The sequence below is a fragment of the Faecalibacterium langellae genome (assembly GCF_002549775.1).
GTDB classification, from domain to species: Bacteria; Bacillota; Clostridia; order Oscillospirales; family Ruminococcaceae; genus Faecalibacterium; species Faecalibacterium langellae.
Genome location: NZ_NMTR01000012.1, coordinates 92,631 through 115,286, shown reverse-complemented (window position 1 = coordinate 115,286; position 22,656 = coordinate 92,631). Strand labels below are relative to the sequence as shown.

General features: G+C 61.9%; 18 protein-coding genes and 1 other annotated feature. Of the genes, 14 read left to right on the top strand and 4 right to left on the bottom strand.

Annotated features, from left to right (window positions below):
- Window position 1 precedes the first annotated feature (1 nt).
- The 10 genes from aroA to CGS49_RS04805 all read left to right on the top strand — a co-directional run bounded on the left by aroA (window position 2) and on the right by CGS49_RS04805 (window position 10,492).
- On the top strand, window positions 2-1,279 hold the full coding sequence (gene aroA, locus CGS49_RS04850) for a 3-phosphoshikimate 1-carboxyvinyltransferase (protein WP_097800780.1): 1,278 nt from the start codon (window positions 2-4) through the stop codon (window positions 1,277-1,279).
- On the top strand, window positions 1,269-2,132 hold the full coding sequence (locus CGS49_RS04845; RefSeq protein ID WP_097800779.1) for a prephenate dehydrogenase: 864 nt from the start codon (window positions 1,269-1,271) through the stop codon (window positions 2,130-2,132). Before aroA ends, CGS49_RS04845 begins: the two co-directional genes overlap by 11 nt.
- A gap of 90 nt (window positions 2,133-2,222) precedes the next feature.
- Entirely contained in the window at window positions 2,223-3,179 is a 957-nt protein-coding gene (locus CGS49_RS04840) for a helix-turn-helix transcriptional regulator (protein WP_097800778.1), read from the top strand.
- A gap of 107 nt (window positions 3,180-3,286) precedes the next feature.
- Window positions 3,287-4,432 carry a stage II sporulation protein P gene (gene spoIIP / locus CGS49_RS04835; RefSeq protein ID WP_097800777.1) on the top strand — a complete coding sequence of 382 codons (1,146 nt, stop codon included), beginning with the start codon at window positions 3,287-3,289 and terminating at the stop codon, window positions 4,430-4,432.
- 32 nt (window positions 4,433-4,464) lie between these two features.
- Window positions 4,465-4,722: a binding site (T-box leader), on the top strand.
- Between the two features lie 55 nt (window positions 4,723-4,777).
- Window positions 4,778-6,166, top strand: a complete 1,389-nt coding sequence (gene asnS / locus CGS49_RS04830) for an asparagine--tRNA ligase (RefSeq protein WP_097800776.1) — start codon at window positions 4,778-4,780, stop codon at window positions 6,164-6,166.
- A 70-nt stretch (window positions 6,167-6,236) separates the two neighbouring features.
- Window positions 6,237-7,280: an A/G-specific adenine glycosylase gene (gene mutY, locus CGS49_RS04825; RefSeq protein WP_097800775.1), complete on the top strand. Its 1,044-nt coding sequence runs from the start codon at window positions 6,237-6,239 to the stop codon at window positions 7,278-7,280.
- 282 nt (window positions 7,281-7,562) lie between these two features.
- Window positions 7,563-7,769: a phosphatase gene (locus CGS49_RS04820; protein ID WP_097800810.1), complete on the top strand. Its 207-nt coding sequence runs from the start codon at window positions 7,563-7,565 to the stop codon at window positions 7,767-7,769.
- 90 nt (window positions 7,770-7,859) lie between these two features.
- A complete protein-coding gene (locus CGS49_RS04815) occupies window positions 7,860-9,173 on the top strand; it encodes a murein hydrolase activator EnvC family protein (protein ID WP_242975369.1) in 1,314 nt (437 codons plus the stop codon).
- A 143-nt stretch (window positions 9,174-9,316) separates the two neighbouring features.
- Window positions 9,317-10,003 carry a zf-HC2 domain-containing protein gene (locus CGS49_RS04810; protein ID WP_097800774.1) on the top strand — a complete coding sequence of 229 codons (687 nt, stop codon included), beginning with the start codon at window positions 9,317-9,319 and terminating at the stop codon, window positions 10,001-10,003.
- A 3-nt stretch (window positions 10,004-10,006) separates the two neighbouring features.
- Window positions 10,007-10,492 (top strand): RNA polymerase sigma factor, encoded by a 486-nt coding sequence (locus tag CGS49_RS04805; protein WP_097800773.1) that lies wholly within the window; start codon window positions 10,007-10,009, stop codon window positions 10,490-10,492.
- Between the two features lie 86 nt (window positions 10,493-10,578).
- Here the strand turns inward: CGS49_RS04805 and CGS49_RS04800 are convergent, their stop codons facing one another.
- The 3 genes from CGS49_RS04800 to mnmM all read right to left on the bottom strand — a co-directional run bounded on the left by CGS49_RS04800 (window position 10,579) and on the right by mnmM (window position 14,302).
- Window positions 10,579-11,562 (bottom strand): aldo/keto reductase, encoded by a 984-nt coding sequence (locus CGS49_RS04800; RefSeq protein ID WP_097800772.1) that lies wholly within the window; start codon window positions 11,560-11,562, stop codon window positions 10,579-10,581.
- Between the two features lie 143 nt (window positions 11,563-11,705).
- On the bottom strand, window positions 11,706-13,310 hold the full coding sequence (locus CGS49_RS04795) for a peptide chain release factor 3 (RefSeq protein WP_097800771.1): 1,605 nt from the start codon (window positions 13,308-13,310) through the stop codon (window positions 11,706-11,708).
- 125 nt (window positions 13,311-13,435) lie between these two features.
- A complete protein-coding gene (mnmM, locus tag CGS49_RS04790) occupies window positions 13,436-14,302 on the bottom strand; it encodes a tRNA 5-(aminomethyl)-2-thiouridylate-methyltransferase MnmM (RefSeq protein WP_097800770.1) in 867 nt (288 codons plus the stop codon).
- Between the two features lie 196 nt (window positions 14,303-14,498).
- On the opposite strand from mnmM, the gene CGS49_RS04785 reads away from it, so the two are divergent.
- The 4 genes from CGS49_RS04785 (at window position 14,499) to CGS49_RS04770 (ending at window position 20,538) form a co-directional block, all read left to right on the top strand.
- The gene (locus CGS49_RS04785; RefSeq protein ID WP_097800769.1) at window positions 14,499-15,905 is read left to right on the top strand and encodes a S1C family serine protease; all 1,407 of its coding nucleotides are present in this window, start codon (window positions 14,499-14,501) and stop codon (window positions 15,903-15,905) included.
- A 297-nt stretch (window positions 15,906-16,202) separates the two neighbouring features.
- Complete coding sequence (locus tag CGS49_RS04780; protein WP_097800768.1) at window positions 16,203-17,045, top strand: PRD domain-containing protein; 843 nt, start codon at window positions 16,203-16,205, stop codon at window positions 17,043-17,045.
- A gap of 246 nt (window positions 17,046-17,291) precedes the next feature.
- Window positions 17,292-18,962, top strand: coding sequence for a PTS transporter subunit EIIC (locus CGS49_RS04775; RefSeq protein ID WP_430407819.1), 1,671 nt, complete (start codon window positions 17,292-17,294; stop codon window positions 18,960-18,962).
- A 136-nt stretch (window positions 18,963-19,098) separates the two neighbouring features.
- Window positions 19,099-20,538: a glycoside hydrolase family 1 protein gene (locus tag CGS49_RS04770; protein ID WP_097800767.1), complete on the top strand. Its 1,440-nt coding sequence runs from the start codon at window positions 19,099-19,101 to the stop codon at window positions 20,536-20,538.
- Between the two features lie 64 nt (window positions 20,539-20,602).
- Here the strand turns inward: CGS49_RS04770 and pulA are convergent, their stop codons facing one another.
- Window positions 20,603-22,558 carry a type I pullulanase gene (gene pulA, locus CGS49_RS04765; protein WP_097800766.1) on the bottom strand — a complete coding sequence of 652 codons (1,956 nt, stop codon included), beginning with the start codon at window positions 22,556-22,558 and terminating at the stop codon, window positions 20,603-20,605.
- Window positions 22,559-22,656 lie beyond the last annotated feature (98 nt).

Below are 22,656 nucleotides of genomic sequence, written 5' to 3'. Positions count from 1 at the left end.
TATGACTGCAACGATCAAACGCGCTTCCGATCAAATCAGCGGCACCATTACGGCCCCGCCCAGCAAGAGCATGGCCCACCGGGCGGTGCTGTGCGCGGCGCTGGCCGAGGGCCGCAGCCACATTACGAACCTCGAGTTCAGCAAGGACATCTCGGCCACCCTCGGCGCGGCGGCACAGCTGTGCGCCAATGTGCACACCGGCAGAGACGATGCTGTGGTGGAGGGCCTTGGGCATTTTCTGCCCCTTGCCGCCCCGGTGGACTGCTGCGAGAGCGGCAGCACCCTGCGTTTTCTCATCCCCATCGCCAGCCTCACCGGGCAGGAAGTTTCCTTCACCGGCCGCGGGCGGCTGATGGAACGGCCGCAGTCCGTCTACGAGACGTTATACCGGGAGCAGAATTTACGGTTTGAGCAAAGTTCTGCCGGTCTGACCGTGGAAGGAGCCCTGACTCCCGGCGAATACCGGCTGGCGGGCAACGTGTCCAGCCAGTTTATCAGCGGGCTGCTGTTCGCGCTGCCGCTGCTTTCCGGCGACAGCACCCTGCACCTCATCCCGCCGGTGGAAAGCCGCAGCTACATCGACATGACCCGCGCGGTGCAGGCCGCCTTTGGTGTGCAGAGCCGGTGGCTGGACGAGAACACCCTTTTCCTGCCGGGCAATCAGCACTACCATCCCTGCGATTACACCGTGGAGGGCGACTACAGTCAGGCCGCGTTCCCGGCGGTGCTGGGCGCGGTGTGCGGCGGCGTGACCATCACCGGCCTTGCGCCGGAGACGCTGCAGGGCGACGCGGTCCTTCTGGACATCCTGCGCCGATGCGGGGCACAGTTCACCCGCACCGAAAGCGGCGTCGCTTTTGAAAAAGCTCCGCTGCACGGTGTCGATATTGATCTGGCCGACTGCCCGGACCTCGGCCCTGTGCTGATGGTGCTGGGTCTTTTGTGCGAGGGCACCACGGTCATCCGCAACGCCGAGCGCCTGCGCCTGAAAGAGAGTGACCGCATCGCGGCCATGGAAGCCGAACTGCGGGCCTGCGGCGGCGTGCTGGAAAGCGAGGGCGGCACCATCACGGTGCACGGGTGCGCGGACAAGCTGCACGCCCCGGCAGGCACCCTGCACGGCCACAACGACCACCGTGTGGTCATGAGCCTTGCGGTGCTGGCCCTGAGTACCGGCCTTGCGCTGACCGTGGACGACGCCGAGGCCATCACGAAAAGCTGGCCGAACTTTTTTGATGCCATCAAGCCATTGGGCGCGGAGGTGGAATATGCTGGATAAAACGAAACGTTATCTCGTGGTGGGCCTTGGCCTGCTGGGCGGCAAGTACGCGCTGGAGCTGACCAAAGCCGGCTTCCATGTGGACGGCATCAACCGCAGTGAGGGGCACCTGCAGTACGCCCTCGACCACGGCTACATTGCCAGCGGCAAGACCCACGATTTTGAGGACCTTGTGCGCGGTGCCGACCACATCATTTTCGGCCTGTACCCCACGGCCCTGCTCGAGTGGTTCAAGACCTACGGGCAGCTGATCAAACCCGGCTGCATCTTTACGGATGTTTCCGGCGTGAAGACCGGCCTTGTGGAGCCGGTGCAGGCCATGTGCCCGGCGGGCGTGGAGTTCATCGCCAGCCACCCCATGGCAGGCCGCGAAACCTCCAGTGTGGAGCACGCCGCCGAGGTGAACTTTGCCCCGGCCAACTTCATCATCACGCCGACGGAAAAGAACACCCCCGAAGCCATCCAGTGGGCGAAAGCGCTGGCCGAAGTGCTGGGCTTCCACCACATCTGCACCCTCACCGTGCAGGAACACGATAAGATGATCGGCTACGTCAGCCAGCTGTGCCACGCCATCGCCGTGAGCCTGATGTGCGCCAACGATAACACTTCGCTGTGCGAGTACACCGGCGACTCCTTCCGCGACCTGACCCGCATTGCCCGCATCAACGACAAAATGTGGGCTGAGCTGTTCCTCTGGAACAAGGAGAACCTCATTTCCGAGATCGACCAGTTCGACGCGGCGCTGCAGCAGATGCGCAACGCCCTTGTGTCCGACGACCGGGACAAGCTGGAACAGATGTTCCGCCTTTCCACCCAGCGCCGCGCGGCCTTTGACAAAAAGCTGCCGGAATAAGGCGAAGCTGCTGCGCCCTCATCCGCTTCACTGCGTTCAGCACCTTCCCCCGACTGGGAGAAGGCTTAAATAAAAGCCGGAGGTATTGCTATGCCCAAGCAGGAAGGCCAGAAATCCAAGCTTCTGACGCTGCTGCGCATTCTGGAACAAAAGACCGACGAAGAACATCTGCTCAACGTGCCGCAGCTGGTGCAGCTGCTCGAGCAGCAGGGCATCTTCGCCGAGCGCAAGAGCATCTACAGCGACATCGACACCCTGCGCAGCCTGGGCTACGACATCCAGCTGCAGCGCGGGCGGGGCGGCGGCTACTGGCTGGCCAGCCGCACCTTTGAGCTGTCGGAGCTCAAACTGCTGGTGGACGCCGTGCAGTCCAGCAAGGTCATCTCGGCCCGCACCAGCAACAAGCTCATCCACAAGCTGGAAGCCCTGTGCTCGGACTACGAGGCCACCCAGCTGCAGCGCCAGGTGTATGTGGACGGCCGCCCCAAAACCGAGAGCCACACCCTGCTGTACAGCATCGACGCGCTGCACAGTGCCATCAGCGCGGGCCAAATGGTGCGCTTTGGCTACAAGGGCGGCACCCGCACCGTCAGCCCGTGGCAGCTGGCGTGGGAGAACGGCTGCTATTACCTCATCGCCTACCAGGACGAGAAAGAGCCGGTGGGCATCCGCAACTATCGGGTGGACCGCATGTCCGGCGTGACGGTGCTGGACGCCCGCCGCCGCGGCAAAGCCGAGTTTCGCCAGTTCGACCTGCCCGCCTACCTGCGGATGCACTTCAACATGTACGGCGGGCCGGAGCGGCGGGTCACCCTGCGGTGCGACGCCGACCTGGAAGCCGCCATGCGTGACCGCTTTGGCAAAACGCCGCTGTTCGTGCCGGAAGAAGACGGCACCCGCTTCCACTTCGATGTGCCGGTGTGCGTCAGCCCGCAGTTCTACGGCTGGGTGTGCGGCTTTGGCGGCAAGGTGGAAGTGACCGCCCCCGCCGAGGTACGGCAGGCCATGCAGCAGCTGGCGGCACAGCTGGCCGGGCTGCACGAATAACATCCCCAGGCCCATGTACGTTTGTGCACGGGCTTTTTGTTTTGCGCTATTTTGCACCCCGCCCGGCATACAATAAGGGTATCGAATGCCGAAAGGAGGTGCCGCCTTTGCGCAGCCGGACACCGCTGCCCACGCGGCAGCCGGGGCAGCTTCTGCCCTTTACCGAGGCCGCCGCCCTGTTTGCGGCGCTGTGCATTTTTGCCCGCAGCGCAGTGCTGGTGCTGGCGGCGCTGCTGGCCGCGCCCATCCCGGCGGTGCAGACGGTGATCGCGCTGGGGCAGCAGGCGGCGCAGGCGCAGCAGGCCGCGTCCGTGCAGGCAGACCCCGCGCCGGAAAGCGCCCCGGAAGCGGCGGCGTCCTCCGTCCCGCAGACGGTGCAGGCGCTCACCGGCAGCATCGAGGACTATCTCGTGCCGCTGCTGGGCGAGGACGCCCGCCCGGCGGACGCGGGCAGTATTCTTGAAAAGAATTATCCGCAGGGCAGCGGCGAAAAGTACATCCCCTGCGGGGCGGGAAGCATCAAAAACAACACCCGGCAGACGGCCGCGGACATTGCCGCGGAAATTGCAAATCCGCTGCCCTTTGCCATCGAGCCGAACAGCCCGGACCCGCAGGTGCTGGTGATGCACACCCACGCCACTGAGGACTACCGCCTTTCCGCCGGGCTGTGGTTCTCCCCCGGCGACGGAGCCAGAAGCACCGACCGCAGCATCAACATGTGTGCCGTGGGGCGGGTGGTGGCCGACACCCTCAACGCGGCAGGCATCAACACCCTGCACGACGAAACACTGAACGACTACCCCAGCTACACCGGCAGCTACGCGAACAGCCGGGCCGTGGTGCAGCAGTATCTGGCCCAGTACCCCAGCATCAAGGTGGTGCTGGACGTCCACCGGGATGCCATTGAGTCGGAATCCGGCTCTCGCTATGCACCGGTGTGCACCGTGGAAGGGCGGCAGGCGGCGCAAGTCATGATCATCTGCGGGTGCGACAACGGCACTACGGTCCAGCTGCCGAACTGGCGGCAAAACCTCCGCTTTGCCGCCGCGTGGGAGCGCAGTATGGAGGGCATGTACCCCGGCTTTACCCGCCCGGTGCTGTTCAGCTACCGGTTTTACAACCAGGACCTGACCACCGGCAGCCTGCTCATCGAGATCGGCGGGCACGGCAACAACCTGAACGAGGCCCTCTACGCCGGGCAGCTGGCCGCAAAGGGCCTTGCCGCCGCGCTGCTGGGCGGCTCCGGTGCTTGACAAAACGCCGCCAAAGTGCTATTTTTTAAAGGTCAAATGCAACGATCGGGAAAAGTAGCGCGGGCCGTCCGGCCCAGAGAGTGCGGCACAGCTGAGAGCCGCGCCCGCACGCCGCGTGAACGAACACCCGGGAGCAGCAAACTGAACACGGCTTTTGCCGCCAGTAGGTGCGCCGCAGGCCCTGCGTTACAGGGGCAGCGCTTTTTATAAATGAGCGCGCGAGCGACCGGACACTTCCGGTAATTCAGGTGGCACCGCGGACATTACAAGACAGCTTGTTCGCCCTGAACTTTCAGGGAGAACAAAGCTGTCTTTTTTCATTATTTTTCGGGAGGAAAACAAACTATGGAACGCACTGAGATCGTTTCGCTGTTCAAGAACACCCCCGCCGACGGCACCGAGCTGACCGTCTGCGGCTGGGCAAAGAACATCCGCGACTCCAAGAACATCGGCTTCATCGCCCTGTCGGACGGCGGCTGCTTCAAGACCCTGCAGGTCGTGCTGGAAGCAGGCAAGCTGGCCAACTATGATGAAGTCATCCACACCGGCCTGTACAGCAGCCTGCGCGTCAAGGGCAAGCTGGTGCTCACCCCGCAGGCAAAGCAGCCCTTTGAGCTGAACGCCGACAGCGTGGAGATTCTGGGCGACTGCCCCGCCGACGAGTACCCCCTGCAGAAAAAGAAGATGAGCATGGAGTATCTGCGCACCATGCCCACCCTGCGCCCCCGCACCAACACCTTCAACGCTGCTTTCCGCGTGCGCAGCGCCGCTGCTTACGCCATCCACAAGTTCTTCCAGGAGAACGGCTTCGTCTACTCGCACTCTCCGCTGCTGACTGCTTCTGACTGTGAGGGCGCAGGTGAGATGTTCCGCGTGACCACCCTGGACCTGGAGAACGTGCCCAAGAACGAGGACGGCACCGTGGATTACACCAAGGACTTCTTCGAAAAGCCGGTCAACCTGACCGTTTCCGGCCAGCTGGAAGCCGAAGCCATGGCCATGGCCTTCGGCAAGGTGTACACCTTCGGCCCCACCTTCCGCGCCGAAAAGAGCTTCACCACCCGCCACGCCGCCGAGTTCTGGATGATCGAGCCCGAGATGGCCTTCTGTGACCTGAATGGCTATATGGACACCGCCGAGGCCATGACCAAGTACGTCATCCGCTATGTGCTGGACAACTGCCCGGATGAGATGGACTTCTTCAACCGCTTCATCGACAAGGGCCTCATCGAGCGTCTGGAGCTGGTGGCAAACAGCGAGTTCGGCCGCATCAGCTACACCGACGCCATCGAAATTCTGAAGAAGAACAACAAGAAGTTCCAGTACCCTGTCGAGTGGGGCGTGGATATCCAGACCGAGCACGAGCGCTACCTGACCGAGGTGGTGTTCAAGAAGCCCGTCTTCGTCACCGACTACCCGAAGGAGATCAAGAGCTTCTACATGAAGCAGAACCCGGACGGCAAGACTGTGGCCGCAGCCGATATGCTGGTGCCCGGCATCGGTGAGCTGATCGGCGGCAGCCAGCGCGAGGAAGACTACGACAAGCTGGTGGCCCGCATGGACGAGCTGGGCATGGACAAGTCCACCTACGACTGGTACCTCAACCTGCGCAAGTTCGGCGGCGTGGAGCATGCCGGTTACGGCCTGGGCTTCGAGCGTATGATCATGTACCTCACGGGCATCCAGAACATCCGTGACGTGCTGCCCTTCCCCCGCACCGCATACGGCTTCTAAAATCGAGCATACTTTTACCGGGCTGCTGCATCTTGCAGCGGCCCTTTTTTCAACAAGGAGACAACGACAAGTGGAAAACATCTCTCCTGCCCTGCTGGAATGGTTCTACCAGAACCGCCGCATCCTGCCCTTCCGGGAGGACCCCACCCCTTACCACGTCTGGCTCAGCGAGATCATGCTGCAGCAGACCCGCGTGGCGGCGGCCCTGCCCTACTACGAGCGCTTTCTCGCCGCGCTGCCGGATATTCCGGCGCTGGCTGCCTGCGAGGAAGAAAAGCTGCACAAGCTCTGGGAGGGCCTTGGCTACTACAGCCGGGTGCGCAACCTGCAGAAGGCGGCAAAGATCGTCTGTGCGCAGTACGGCGGGCAGCTGCCTGCCGACTACGACGCCCTGCGCGCCCTGCCCGGCATTGGCGACTACACGGCCGGGGCGGTGGCGTCCATCAGCTTCGGCATCCCGGTGCCGGCCGTGGACGGCAACGTGCTGCGGGTGTTTTCCCGCCTGTACAACGACCCGGGCGTCATCACCGAACCGGCCGTGAAAAAGGCCTTCACCGCCCGTGTGATGGAACACCAGCCGCCGGAAAAGGCCGGGGACTACAACCAGGCTCTGATGGAGCTGGGCGCACTGGTCTGTGTGCCCAACGGCGCACCCCTGTGCGAACAGTGCCCGCTGGCCCACTTGTGCGCCGCCCGGGCGGCGGGCACTGCGCCGGAACTGCCGCAGAAGGCAAAGCCCAAGCCCCGGCGCATCCAGCCGGTAACGCTGGCACTGCTGGAAAGCCCGGAGGGCTTTTTGCTGCAGCAGCGGCCGGAAAAAGGCCTGCTGGCCGGGCTGTGGCAGCCGGTGCTGTGGGAGAACGAAAGCCTTTCGGCAGAAGAAACGCTGGCCCGGCTGCAGGCCATGGGGCTGGATGTCCGCGGCACCCGGCCGGAAGCCCTGCCTGCGGCAAAGCACATCTTCAGCCACATCGAGTGGCACATGGGCGGCATCGCGCTGCGTCTGCCCGCCCAGGCGGCCCCGGCTGGCTGCGTCTGGGCCAGCCGCGAAGCCCTCAAGACCACCTACACCCTGCCCGGGGCGTTCAAGGCCTACCGGAAGCGGATGCTGTGAATTTTCGGCCTTTTTGGCCGGAATGGTTGTAATTTTTGGCAGGAACGGGTATAATAAAAACCACAAGAAGGCTGGCCGCGTCTGCGGCTGGCTGCACTCGCAGGGGACGGCGGCGCGCCGCCATCCCGCAAACGGAAGGTGCTGCGGATGATCTTTCTGGTAAAACTCTCGCTTCACATGCTGTCCTTCCTCTGGAAGGCGGCGGAGATCTGCCTGCGGTTCTCCCGCTGGAAAAATAAGCTGAAACATCGTTTCGACCGAAAAAAGGAGTGTACTGAACCTATGAAGAAATCTTGCCTGATCGCTGTGATCGCTGCTCTGGCCGCTGTGGCCGGTGCCCTTGCTGCTGTGGCTGTCTACCTGCACCGCCGTGAAAAGGAGCTGGACGAGTACGAGCGTCTGCTGTTCGGCGAGGACGACGCTGCAACGGTCGAGCCCGAAGCGCCCGCAGCCGAGGAAGCTGCTCCTGCCGAGGACGCCGCGGAATAAAAGCAAAAAACGAAACACCTTCGGGCGCACCGGGCATGTCTTTTGCGGACTGTTCCGGTGCGCCCTTTTTGTACATAAGGAGTAAGGGATATGCTGAGGACCATCAAGCATTTTCTGCTTTGGCTGGGGTCGGTCGCGCTGGGTGTGGTGCTGCTGCTGACGGTCGTGATGGGTGTGAGCTACGAGTTCACCACCGAGGGCAGCTGCCCGGCAAGCGCGGTGCAGTTCGGCGGCACGGAACTGGAAGCCAACGGCTGGTGCTGGCAGGTGCCGCTCATCGGCGGAAAGCTGGATAAGGTGTTTGCAAGCCCCGTCACCCTCACGGTGCAGAAGCTGGGCACCCTGTACACGGCCCACCCGGCCTTCACCCTGCCGGACTGGTACAGCTACGGCCCGCTGACCATCACCGACAGCGCGGGCAATGTGGTCTATGAGGGCACGGCAGCCGCCTACGACGAGTTCCTTTTCCCGGCAAACGGCGAGTACAAGGCCGAGCTGACCGTCTGGCGGCTGCCGGAAACGATGACGGCCGCCCAGTTCGAGGGCGGCAGCACCGGTGCGCTGTGCCAGAACCTGGGGCTGGAAAAGCCTGCAAAGCCCACGGGCTGGTACCACTATTCCTTCCGGTTCACCCTGCAGGCCAGCGCCGAGGTGGAGCTTTCCGCCGAGCGGGTGGAGCAGGGCGGCGTGGTGGGCCTGCGCATCTGCGGCATGGCCGGCGACACTGCGCCCACCGTGGAGACTGACCTCGGCAATGTGCAGTGCGTGCGCACCGCAGACGGCTGGCGGGCCTACATCCCGGCGGCCTACAACGCGTCTTCCGGCGGGCATGAGGTGAACGTTACGGTGAACGGCGAGGTCATCTCCCGCAGCATCATCGTGCTGCCCAAGGACTTTGGCACCGTGGAGGTAGAGCCGGAGCCTGCCGCGTCGGATGCCGCCAACACCGAGTTCAAAAACAGCGTCTGGCCGCTGTATGAGCAGCCCGCGCGGGAAAAGCTCTGGCAGGGCGGCTTCGTCTGCCCGGCCGAAAGCTACACCACACTGGTGGATTACGGCCAGGTGAAGGTGGAAAACGGCCAGCAGGGCAGCCGCTCCAACTCCACAATGCTCTACACCATCCCCGGGGAGCCCTGCCGCGCCCCGGCGGCGGGCGTGGTGGTGCTGGCAAAGGAACTGGCCCTCACCGGCAATACAGTGGTCATCGACCACGGCTGCGGCATGCGCAGCTACCTCTACGGCCTGCAGACCCTTTCCGTCTCACAGGGGCAGACCGTGGAAAAAGGCCAGGCCGTGGGTGCCCTGGGTGAAGAACTGACCATGGACTATAAGCTGGGCAGCAAAAGTGTGAACCCGTGGCTGCTGTTCCAGACCGGCGGCGGACTGTTCTGGAAAGAAAACTAAATAATAAACAGGCTAGCCCTCTCCGTCATTGCTTGCGCAATGCCAGCTCTCCCGAAAGGGAGAGCTTTTTTGCAAGGTTCCTGTAACGTTTTCCCCTTTTGTGCGTTATTGGGGTGAAACGGCCCGAAAAGGAGGGGAAAACGATGAAACTGGATTGTGAAGTCATCCGCGACCTGCTGCCGCTCTATGCGGAGCACATCGCAAGCCCCGCCAGCACCGCGCTGGTGGAGGAGCATTTGGAAAGCTGCGACGCCTGCCGGGAAGAACTGCGGCAGATGCAGATGCCGGTGCCGGTGCAGCCGGAACCGCAGCCGGATGCACCGCTGAAAGGCATCCGGAAGACTCTGCAGAAAAAGAGCATCCGCACCGTGGCCGCAGCCGTGCTGGCGGTGCTGTGCGCTGTGGCGCTGGTGTTCTGGATGGGCACCGCCCGGGCCCCGGCCACTGCCGAACAGGCCCAGTTCTGGACCTACAACCGCAAAGAGGACGGTGCGAACCTCTGCATCCTGGAAGCGCAGGGCGAGGGCGTCTGGCTGGAGGTGGAAGGCGGGTTCAGCTGGGGCATGGAGAACATTACCGTCACCGCGATGCACTACCGCTTCCCCGGCGTGCACCGGGCGCTGCTGGCGCTGGTGGGGTCCGAGGCGTCGTCTGCCAGCGTCACCGTCTCCCGCACCCAGGTGCTGACCGTGGTCTGCGCCGACGAGACCCGCTATTACAGTGATGGCCAGCAGGTGGAGCGGTTCATCGTGCGGGTGGACCCGGACGGTACGGTGCAGTATGGCTACGGCACCGAGGAGCAATACGGCAGCAGTTTTCAGAAGGGCTGAACCATGGATATCGAAACGATCTACCGGCTCTATTTCCGGGATGTGTTCCTGTTTTTACAGGGGCTCACCGGCTCCGAGACGCTGGCCGAAGAACTGACCCAGGAGACCTTTTTCAAGGCGCTGGACGGGCTGAAAGGCTTTGACGGCAGGCAGGACGTGCGGGCCTGGCTGTTCACAGTGGCCCGCAACGCCTACTACGACCACTGCCGCAGGGCAAAGCGCACCGCCCCGCTGGAAGCCGCCGCCGATGCCGCCGCAGACGCGCCGGACGTGGTGCAGCTGCTGGCCGACGAAACGGCGGCCTTCACAGTACACCAGTGTCTGCACGCGCTGGACGAGCCGTATAAAGAGGTATTCAGCCTGCGGGTGTTCGGCGAGCTGCCCTTTGAAAAGATCGGAGCCATCTTTGGCCACAACGCTGCCTGGGCCCGGGTGACCTACTACCGCGCCAAGACAAAGCTGCACGCACTGCTGGCCGAAAAAAACTGACACTTCCCTTTCCGTATACAGCACAAAGGCCCCGGACCATTGCGGTCCGGGGCCTTTGGCGTTTGTCAGGATGGGTGCAGCCTTTTTCAGGAAATGGAGTCCACGTCCCACTTCATGCGGACGGCATCGGCACCGTCCAGCTTGATGTTCATGGCACCGGCGTTGTCCAGCACCTGTTCGGGCTTGCGGGCACCGCACAGCACATGCAGGCCGGGGATCATGCGGGCGGTCAGGGCGATGACCAGCTGTGCCAGCGTGCAGTCGTACTTCTCGGTCAGGTCGCTCCACTTTGCCAGCATCTCCAGCGCCTGGGCACGGCGTGCGGGCTGGAAGCTGGGGTTCGAGTTGCGGGTGCTGCCCTCGGGGTAGGTGGTGTCCATGGTCACCTTGCCGGTGAGCAGGCCCTGCTCCAGCGGGGAATAGGCCTGAATGGAGACGCCCAGCTCCTTGCAGGTGGGCAGCAGCTGCTTTTCAATGCGGCGGGTCAGCAGGCTGTACTTTTCCTGAATGACGTCCAGCTGACCGTACTTGCAGTAGCCGCGGATGATGTCGGCCGTGACGTTGGACGCACCGATGGCACGAATTTTGCCCTGCTCTTTCAGCTTCATCATGGCTTCCACGGTCTCCTCCAGCGGGTAAATGCCGAAGTCCGGGGTCTGCCAGTGGGTGTACAGCACGTCCAGATGGTCGGTGTGCAGGCGGCGCAGGCTGTCCTCCACATCCTCGATGATGCTCTGGGCCGACAGATCACGGTACACGGTCACGCCGTCCACCACCTTGTGCAGCACCGGCGTCTCATGCCGCCACTCCAGGCCGCACTTGGTGGAGAGCACCACCTTGTCGCGGTCGATGTGCTTCATGGCCTCGCCCACCACTTCTTCGCTGTGGTACAGGCCATAGATGGGCGCGGTGTCGATCCACTGGATGCCCTGCTCCACGGCGGTCTGGATGGCCTTTACCGACAGTGCATCGTCGTTATCGCCCCACCATGCACCGCCGCCGATGGCCCAGGTGCCCATGCCGAGGAACGGCACTGCGATGCCGCTCTTGCCGATTTGGAGATTCTTCATATACTTACCCTCCTGCCAGCAGTGTTCCCCGCAATGGGAACCCTTCATTCCAATGCTGGCATCCTTTGATGTATTTTTTGGTTTATTCAAAAAAAGCCGCAGCGCAGGGGGTTGCCCCACACAGCGGCTTTCTTGAAACAGGTTTAAATGTTGCCGAACTCGCTCAGTTCCAGCGTTTCGTTGTGGGTCTCGGCCCAGCGCACGGCCCAGTCGGAGGTGAACAGCAGCAGGCGGTTGCCCTTCATGTCCTCCACCGCCTTGGTGTCGCTGGTCAGGTCGAGGTCGCGCAGGTTGTAGGTGTCGGGGTCGTTCTTCACCCAGCGCAGCTGCTCAAAGGGCAGCTGCTGCATGCGGATCTCCACGTTGTACTCGGTGTTCAGACGGTACTCCAGCACTTCCAGCTGCAGCACGCCGACCACGCCGACCACCACTTCTTCCATGCCGCCGCCCACTTCGCGGAAGATCTGGATGGCGCCCTCCTGGGCGATCTGCTCCATGCCCTTCACGAACTGCTTGCGCTTCATGGTGTCCTTCTGCTCAATGCGGGCAAAGTGCTCCGGGGAGAAGGTGGGGATGCCTGCAAACTGCACCTTCTTCTTGCCGGTGCACAGGGTGTCGCCGATGGAGAAGATGCCCGGGTCGAACAGGCCGATGATGTCACCGGCGTAGGCCTCATCCACGATGGCGCGGTCCTGCGCCATCAGCTGGGTGCCGGTGGCCAGCTTGATGTTCTTGCCCTCCTGCACATGGAAGGCTTCCATGCCGCGCTCGAACTTGCCCGAGCAGATGCGCATAAAGGCAATGCGGTCGCGGTGGGCCTTGTTCATGTTGGCCTGAATTTTGAAGATGAAGGCCGAGAACTCGTCACGGCAGGGGTCCACGGCTTCGCCGGTCAGGCTGTCCACGCGGGCCAGCGGGGTGGGGGTCAGCCGCAGGAAGTTCTCGAGGAAGGGTTCCACGCCGAAGTTGGTCAGGGCCGAACCGAAGAACACAGGGCTCAGCTCACCCTTCAGCACCTTGTCGAGGTCAAATTCCTCGGCAGCGCCGTCCAAAAGCTCGATCTCATCCACCAGCTGCTGGTGCAGGTAAGGAGTCAGCAGCTCGTCCAGGGCCGGATCGCCCAGCTCAGCCTCGGTCTCCTCCACCTTCTTCACGCCGTTGGCGCGGCCGTCGCTGGAAAAAGCCAGCACCTTGCGGGTGTTGCGGTCAAACACGCCCTTGAACTCCTTGCCGCAGCCGATGGGCCAGTTCATGGGGTAGGTCTTGATGCCCAGAATTTCCTCAATGTTCTCCATCAGCTCAAAGGGGTCGCGGGCTTCGCGGTCCATCTTGTTGATGAAGGTAAAGATGGGGATGTGGCGCAGGGTGCACACCTTGAACAGCTTGATGGTCTGGGCCTCAACGCCCTTTGCGGCGTCGATGACCATGACGGCAGAGTCTGCCGCCATCAAGGTGCGGTAGGTATCCTCCGAGAAGTCCTGATGGCCCGGGGTGTCCAGAATGTTCACGCACTTGCCGGCGTAGTTGAACTGCAGCACCGAGGAAGTGACGGAAATACCGCGCTGCTTTTCGATGTCCATCCAGTCGGACACAGCGTGCTTGGCGCTCTGCTTGCCCTTGACGGAACCGGCCTGGTTGATGGCTCCGCCGTACAGCAGCAGCTTTTCGGTCAGCGTGGTCTTGCCGGCGTCGGGATGGCTGATGATCGCAAACGTCCGGCGGCGCTCGATTTCTTCACGATTTGTCATAGAAATAAGATTCTCCTAAAGGGTGAAGTGATCTGCGTTCCTGCTGCGCAGGAACGCAGATCACATATTTTTACACATACGAATCATATTCTAACCGAAAACGCTTGATAATGCAAGAGTTTTCGTCATTTTTTCAGGATGAGGCAGGGCAAGGGGGCCGTTTCGGCCCAGTTGGCAAAATCACACACCAGAACGGTGAAACTTTTCAGTGGAAGTGCCCGCAGAAATTCCAGCACCGTCTGCTTTTCGCCGGAGCCGATGACCTGCCCGCTGTAGAGGATGGCCGTTACCACGCCGCCGGGCCGCACCGCTTCCAAGGCAGCTTTCAGCGCCGGGATGCTACTGTCCGCCGTGGAGAACACCCCGTGGTCGGCCCCCGGCAGCCAGCCGAAGTTGAACATCACGGCGTCCGCCGTGCCGGGCTGCACATACTGCAGAAGGTCCGCGTGGCTTTGGCAGTGCAGCTCGTACCGCCCGGCGGGCACGCCTGCCTGCTCCAGCCGGGCGCAGGTGGAACGGATGGCCTCGGGCTGAATATCAAAGCCCAGCACTCTGCCATCCAGGGCCGTGATGCCGCACAAAAACGCCGTGTCGCCGCCGTTGCCGCAGGTGGCGTCGATGCAAAGGCGCGGGTGCACCAGCCGCGCAGAGAGAAAATCCTGCACGAACTTCACGGCGGTCAGGTCCGGCGTGCGGCGGCGGTACAGCCTGCCGCCTTCTGCCGCAAAGCCGAACTTTGCCCAGAAGGCCCGTTCGCCCGGGTCCGCAGGCAGCGGCGCTGAGAACACGGTGGCCTTTTCGCGGTCATATCCGGCGAAGGTGCGCAATACTTCTTTTAACAGGTAGGAGCCGTAACCTCTGCGCCGCCACTGCGGGGCGATGCACAGGGCCGCGATGTCCGCACCCTGCGCGGCGGGCCGGACGGCACAGGTGCCGATGCAGTCCTTTTCTTTATAAAGGGCAAAGCCCTGTTCGGTGCGGCGCAGTTCCATGCGGCAAATCCTCCTTGACGATGCGTTTCTTCTCCCTTACAATAGCAAGCAGCGGCGCGGCTGTCAAGCAGGACCGCATTTCACAGCTTTTTCACGGCACAAGCGATTCATTTTCACAATTGCCGGTTACAATAGGGGCAGTTCAAAGGAACGGATGCCCCTGTGGACCAGGCCTTTGAGGAAGGGAAGTAGTAATATGGCAAATGAGAACAAGTGGGAATATGATTATTCCTCTCAGAATAATACCGGCGGCACGGACACCGGGTACCCCAACGTAGGCAGCAGCGGCATGAACACCGCCAACCAGTATAACGACCCGCAGCCGCAGTACACGGCCCCGAATGTCCCGCCCATGCCGGATGCAGGCGCAGGCGGCGTGACCCCGCCGGTGTACCCCGCCCAGCCGCAGCAGGCCCAGCCGCCCAAGCCGAAAAAGAAGAAAAAGTTCAACGGCGGCCGTGTGGCCCGCAGCGCCGTGGCGCTGGTTCTGGCAGCAGCCATGGGCTTTGCAGGCGGCTTTGTGGGCGCAAAGTACGGCGGCAGCGGCAAAGTGGTCATCCAGCAGGCGGCACCTTCCGCCGCATCGGACAGCAGCACCGGCAGCTCCGGCGCGGACAGCACCATCACGGCCGCTTCCAGTTCCGGCAGCAGCCTGACCACCGAGCAGGTGGCGGACATGGTCAGCCCCAGCGTGGTGGTCATCACCACCGAGCAGGTAGTCTACTCCCAGTGGTCCTGGTACGGCCAGAGCCAGGTGGAGAGCGGCGCCGGCAGCGGCGTCATCATCAGCTCGGACGGCTACATCCTCACCTGTGCGCACGTTGTGGATGGTGCTTCCTCCATCACCGTGACCATTGACGATAAAGACTACACCGCCACCCTCGTGGGCGAGGACACCACCAGCGACGTGGCCGTGATCAAGATCGACGCCACCGGCCTGACCCCCGCCACCGTGGGCGACAGCGACAACCTGAAGGTGGGCCAGAGCGTCATGGCTGTGGGCAACCCGCTGGGTGAGCTGGGCGGCACCGTCACCGGCGGCATGATCAGCGCACTGAACCGCAGCGTGACCATTCAGGGCAGCAGTTCTGTGAACACCATGTCCCTGATCCAGATGGATGCTTCCGTCAGCCCCGGCAACTCCGGCGGCGGCCTGTTCAACATGAACGGTGAGCTGATCGGCATCGTGAACGCAAAGTCCTCCTCCAGCGACGCCGAAGGCCTGGGCTTCGCCATCCCCATCAACGACGCCATCAAGGTGGCGCAGGAGCTGCTGGAAAACGGCTATGTCACCGGCCGGCCCTATCTGGGCATCACCTATCTGGGCGTTGAGGACGCCCAGACCGCTGCCCAGCTGGGCGTGAACGCTTACGGCGTCTATGTGGTGGAAGTGGTCAAGGGCGGCCCTGCCGAGCGGGCAGGCCTGCAGTCCGGTGACCGCATCGTGAGCATCGACGGCACCGAGATCGCCTCCAAGGACGATCTGGGCACCCTGATGCAGAAGCACGCGGCCGGTGACACCCTGAACATCACCATCGCCCGCAACGGCCAGATGCAGACCGTCAGCGTGACCCTGGGCGAAAAGACAGCGTCTAACAGCTAAAAATTCAAATCTTCTTGCGGCGGCAGACCTTTGCAGGCGGTCTGCCGCCGCTTTTGTGTGCCCGGAAAAGCCCCTTTGACCGAACGCACAAAAGTATGAGAAAAAATTTGTGAATATCGCCATCTGGACAAGCGGACCTTCCTGCGGTAACATAGATTTACAAGATTGTTACTCTCCATGAGGCATTACTTGCACACTGATCCTTAAGAGCATTTATGCGGCTTATGGGGTGTGGTGTAAGTATAACCACAGGGGGAGTTTTTTCTTTGTAAATTTTGCGGATGGAGCGTGCCGGAGATGCAGATTTTCAAAAAGATCAACAACAACGTTGCTCTGGCACGGGACGCAAAAGGCCGCGAACTGGTGGTGTTCGGCAAGGGCATCGGCTTCCCCGCCATGCCGTATGAACTCACCGATCTTTCGGCGGTGCAGCGCACATTCTACGATGTGAACGAGAAGTATTTTGCACTGCTGCGCGACATCCCGGGCGAAGTATTCCTGCTGGCGGACGACATTGCCGCCGACGCGCAGGACGAGCTGGACTGCTCCCTGAGCCCGAACCTGACCTATGCGCTGGCCGACCATCTCAATTTTGCCATTCAGCGCTGCCGGGACGGCATTGCCCTCCAGACACCGCTTGCCTATGATATCCGGCATCTGTACCCGCATGAATACAGCCTGGCAAAGCAGGCTTTGCACCAGATCCGGGATACGCTGCACGTTGACCTGCCCGCCGAAGAAGCCGTGAGCATTGCGATGCACTTCATCACGGCAGAAGCCGAGGTGGGCGACATGCACTCCACCATCCTCACCGCCAAGGTGGTGTCCGAAATTTCGGCGCTGGTGGAAGAAAACCTCTCCGTGAAGCTGGATAAGGACAGCTTCAGCTTTTCCCGCTTTGCGATGCACCTGCGCTACCTTGTGCAGCGCATGATGCACGGCAAACCGCTCAGCGGTGACACCGGCATGGACTCCATGTTCCGCACCGTCAGCCGCGAATACCCAAAGATCTATGCCTGTGTGCAGAAGATCAACGACTTCCTCACGGCCACCTACGGCTGGCCCTGCAGCAAGGAAGAACAGCTCTACCTCATCATGCACATCCACCGGGTGTGCTGTGAGCGCACCGAGGAAGAATAAGCCTTCCCCGAAAGACAACCGAATACCCCGAGATCATCGGATCGTTACCCGTGCAAAGTTCACGGGGCGTCACCCAGCTCGAAAAGAACACAGAACGGCTTTGGGCCGCGCTGCGGCCTTTTGCGAATTGGGTGATTTTTGTTTTTACGGTATATCCGCCGCCCGGCGCGCGAGGGCGGTGTGTTATATAAAATTTTATTGCATCTTGATGAAGGACACCTTCGTGTGCCCGGACAAAGAAAGGAAGTGCGGCCTTTGCAGGAAACGGAACCCCGGCAGGCATTGCTGGACCAGCTGCTCCCCCTTGTGGGCGGTGAGGCGAACGTGGCCTCCACAACCCGGCGGGGCAGCCGCATTTCCATGACACTCAAGGACGAAAGCCTTGCGGACCCTGCGGCGCTGGCGGCTCTGCCGTTTGCGGCCACCGTCAGTCTGCGCAATGGGCGGCTGCGCCTTGAGCTGACCGAACAGGCATACGAAACACGTAAAAAGGAGAATCTACTTATGGCTAGTAAATATGATGGTCTTGCGCGTATCATCGTTCAGAACGTGGGCGGCAAGAGCAATATCGTGTCCCTGACCCACTGCATGACCCGCCTGCGCTTCAAGCTGCAGGACGAGAGCAAGGCAAACACCGATGTGCTGAAAGAGACCGATGGCATCGTGACCGTGATCCAGTCCGGCGGGCAGTATATGGTGGTCATCGGCCAGCAGGTTGCCGATGTGTACGATGCTGTGTGCACCGTGGGCCACATTACCCCGGGCGGCGCTGTGGACGATAACGGCAACGCCATCGGCAGCGCCGATGCCCCCAAGGAAAAGCAGAGCCTGTTCAACGCCTTCGTCAGCATCATTACTACAGTGTTTGCACCCTGCCTGGGCGTGCTGGCTGCCACCGGTATCGTAAAGGGCTTTATCTCCCTGTTCGTTGCCATCGGCGTGCTCAGCAATACCAGCGGCACCTACAATATCCTGTACTCCCTGGGCGACAGCTTTTTCTACTTTATGCCCATGCTGCTGGCCTACACCGCCTCCAAAAAGTTTGGCCTGCCGGAGCTGGAGGGTATGACCATTGGTGCAGCGCTGCTGTACCCGTACCTGTCCACCACTTCCGGCATGGATATCTCCAACCTGTTCGGGATCCCGGTCGTTATGCCTGCTTCCGGCAACTACACCTCCAGCGTTCTCCCCATCGTCTGCGCCATCGCATTTGCAGCCTGGTTTGAGAAGAAGTATAAAAAGTTCATCCCGGATTCCTGCAAGCTGTTCTTTGTGCCGCTCATCACCTGCGGCGTTACCTTTATCCTCACGCTGTGGATCATCGGACCCATCACCTCTCTGCTGGGCGATGGCCTGGGCATTGCACTCAATGCGATCGCAAACTTTAACGGCATCCTGCTGGGCGCTGTTGTGGGCGGCCTGTGGCAAATCCTGGTCATGTTCGGTCTGCACTGGGCTACCGTGCCTCTGATGCTGAACGACCTGGCCACCAAGGGCTACTCCAACGCACTGACCGGTATGTTTGGCTGCACCTTTGCACAGTGCGGTGCTGTGCTGGCAATTTACCTCAAGACTAAGAACAGCAAGACCAAGAGCCTGTGTGTCCCCGCACTGATCTCCGGTATCGCAGGCGTTACCGAGCCGGCGATCTACGGCCTGACCCTGCCCAAGAAGAAGCCCTTTATCATCACCTGCATCGTGGGTGCCATTACCGGCGCTGCCCTGATGGCGTTTAATGTTACCGGCTACACCAGCGCAGGTACCGGCATCTTTGGCTACACCGCTTACATCAATACTGTTACCAACGATATCTCTGGCATGATCGCATCCATCGTCATCTCTCTGATCGCCGTTGTGCTGGCCTTCGTGATGGTCTATGTGACCTACTCCGATGAGCCTGCCAAGGCAAAGAAGTAAAAAGCACCACAGTTTTAGCAGGGGTTTTATAGATATCCGTATTCAGGGGCAGGCTCCGGCCACAGGCCGTGCAGGGCCGCAGCCGTAAAGGGCCTGCCCCGCTTTTTATATCAGCTGAACAAAGGAGAAAAACACCATGAGCGTTTTCCGTGATGATTTCCTGTGGGGCGGCGCCTGTGCTGCCAACCAGTTTGAGGGCGCATGGGATGTGGACGGCAAGGGCGCCAGTGTGCCCGATATGTGCACCAACGGCTCCCACACCGTGCCCAAGTGGGTGACCACCACCATCCACCCGGACCGGCTGTACCCCAGCCATGAAGCCATCGACTTCTATCACCACTACGAGGAGGACATTGCCCTGTTTGCCGAGATGGGCTTCAAGACCTTCCGCACCTCCATCAACTGGACCCGCATCTTCCCCAACGGCTGGGAAACGGAACCCAATGAGAAGGGTTTGGAGTTCTACGACCGCGTGTTCGACTGCTGCAAGAAGCACGGCATCGAGCCGCTGGTCACCATCAGCCACTACGAGCTGCCCTATGCGCTGGTGGAAAAGTACAACGGCTGGGCTTCCCGGGAGCTGATCGGGTTCTACATGAACTACTGCAAGACCATCTTTGAGCGCTACAAGGACAAGGTCAAATACTGGCTCACCTTCAACGAGATCAACGCAGGCATGATGGCCTTTGGTCAGGTGCTTTCCACCGGTACCGTGCAGGGCTACGAAGGCCCCGCCATGGGTGCACCGGATGACCCCCAGACCCGCCTGCAGGCTTTGCATCACCAGTTTGTGGCCAGTGCACAGGCCATCATCTACGCCCATGCGCACTACCCCCAGTTCAAGATGGGCTGCATGCTGGCCTACGGCCAGAGCTACGCCATGACCTGCGACCCGGATGACCAGCTGGCCAACCAGCAGAGCATGAACGAGCACAACTGGTACTGCGGCGATGTGCATGTGCGCGGCGAGTACCCCTACTTTGCAAAGCGCCTGTGGAAAGAGCTGGGCGTGGAGATCCGGATGGAGCCGGAGGACGCCGAGACCTTGAAGAAGGGCGTAGTGGATTTTTACACCTTCAGCTACTACATGACCAGCTGCGTGACCACCCACAAGGATGTGGAGGGCATTGGCGGCAACCTGCTGGGCGGCGTGAAGAACCCCTACCTGAAAGCTTCCGACTGGGGCTGGCAGATCGACCCCAAGGGCCTGCGCTATGCCCTGAACGAGATCTATGGTCGTTACCAGATCCCCCTGATGGTGGTGGAGAACGGTCTGGGTGCCTACGACGAGAAGGGCGAGGACGGCGTTGTTCACGACAGCTACCGCATCGACTACCTGCGCAGCCACATCGAGCAGATGGCTGAAGCTGTCAAGGATGGTGTGGACCTGATGGGTTACACTCCCTGGGGCTGCATCGATCTGGTGAGTGCTTCCACCGGTGAGATGGCAAAGCGTTACGGTTTCATCTATGTCAACAAGTTTGACGATGGCACCGGCGACCTGAGCCGCGAGAAGAAGGACTCCTTCTACTGGTACAAGAAGGTCATTGCCACTAACGGCGAAGATCTGGCATAACTGCATCTGAAAAAGGCTCCGGCAGCGAAAGCTGCCGGAGCCTTTTTGCGTATTCAGATGATTCTTATACCTGCCCGAAGATGGTTGCGCTGTAAGGCATGAGCACGGCTTCGTGCTCGTACACCCTTGCAGGGCCGCGCCACAGGCTGGACGAGGTGCCGTCGCTCAGCAGCTGCCACCGCCCGCCGGGCAGCGGAACAGTGCGGCTGGTATCGGTGGGGTTGTAGAATACACACAGTGCGCCCCACGCGGCACCGTCGCCCCACTGGGCGGGCAGAGTCCAGCCCACCAGCGGCTGCTCCAGCGCGAAGAACTGCAGCGCGTCCGGCGCGTTGCGGTCGGCTCCGCCCAGCCGCGGGAACTTTGCCCGCAAAGCAAGCAATCCCCGGTAATAGTCCACCAGCGGGTGGTACTTCTCGGCCCGCTCCCAGTCCAGCCGGTTCAGCGCGGGCGAGGAGCGGTAGCTGTTGCCCTGGCCCTTTTTGGTGCGGGCAAACTCCTCACCGGCCTGCAGAAAGGGCAGGCCGAAGCTTGTCAGGTAGATGCCCGCCGCCAGCCGGTTCTGGGCCAGCGCAGTGCTGTCGGCGGCGGTGAACTCCGGCTTCTCGTGCCGCACGAGAAGCAGCTTGTCCCACAGGGTGAAGTTGTCGTGGGCGGAAACATAGCTCACGATCTGCCCGGGCGCGTGGGGCGGCAGCTTGTCGCTGCGGCACCAGGCGGCCACCGCCGCGCCGATGTCCCACAGGCTGTCGGGTTTGCCCTGCACATAGCCCGGCTCCCGGGCGTTGAAGCACCCGCCCTTGATGGCGTCGCGGGTGTCATCGCAGAAGATGCCCACCCGCTCGTCCAGCATGGCGAGGTTTGCCTTGTTGGCCTCGTACCGGTGCAGCTGGCTGCCGCCGCCCTGCCACGGCTCACCGTACATCAGGATATCCCGCCCGCCGGGCAGGCGGTCCAGCGCGGCGCGCACCGCGTTGATGGTCTCCACATCGTACAGGCCCATCAGGTCGAACCGGAAGCCGTCGATGTGGTACTCCTGCGCCCAGTAGAGGATGGAGTCGATCATATACCGCCGGGCCATCACCCGCTCGCTGGCGAACTCGTTGCCGCAGCCGCTGCCGTTGGAAAAGCTGCCGTCCTCGTTCTGGCGGAAAAAGTAGCAGGGCACGGTGTCGTTCAGCGGGTTCTCATTGCGGTACATGTGGTTATACACCACGTCCATCACCACGCCGATGCCCGCCGCGTGGAGGGCGGCGATCATCGCCTTGCACTCCCGGATGCGCACTTCGCCGCGGGTGGGGTCGGTGGAATAGCTGCCCTCCGGCACATTGAAGTTGGCGGGGTCGTAGCCCCAGTTGTACTGCCGCAGCAGGGGTCTGGCCTCGTCCACGCTGCCAAAGTCGAAAATGGGCATCAGCTGGACGTATTTCACCCCCAGACGCTTGAGGTAGTTCAGGCAGGTGGGGTGCACCCCGTCGCCATGCAGGGTGGTGCCGCTCTGGGTAAAGGCCATGAACTTGCCCCGCCAGGCCGGGCGCACGCCGCTGGCGGCATCCTGCGAAAAATCCCGCACGCTCACTTCCCACACGGCCCGCTGGCTGGGCGGGATCACCGGCCGCACATCCCGCGCCCAGCGGTCGGGGTCCGTGCGGGCAAGGTCCACGATCATGCTGCGGATGCCGTTCACACCCGCCGCCCGGGCGTAGGGGTCGCCGGTCTCGCGGGCGGTGCCGTCCACGGTGACGGTAAAGGTGTAGTAGCGGCCGTGCTGGTCGCCGGGCAGGTAGATGCTCCACACGCCCTGCGCCCCGCGCTCCAGCGGCAGGGTGCCCATGCGGGCGCTGCCGTCGCCTTTGCGGTAGAGGTTCACCGCCACGCTCTGGGCCGTGGGGGCCCACAGGTGCAGCCGTGTGCCGGAGGGCGCATACTCCGGCCCCAGCGGGCCGGTATAGGTGGTCTCGCGGGCAAAGGTGTCGCTCTCGAACAGCGTTTTCAGTTCAGCAGGGTTTGTGGCGTTCATGTTCCTTCATTCCTTCTTGCGAATTTCCCATAGAGTAAGTGTAAACAACACAGCCGGGTTTTGCAAGGGTTTCCCACATAAAAATAGCACAAGGCCCC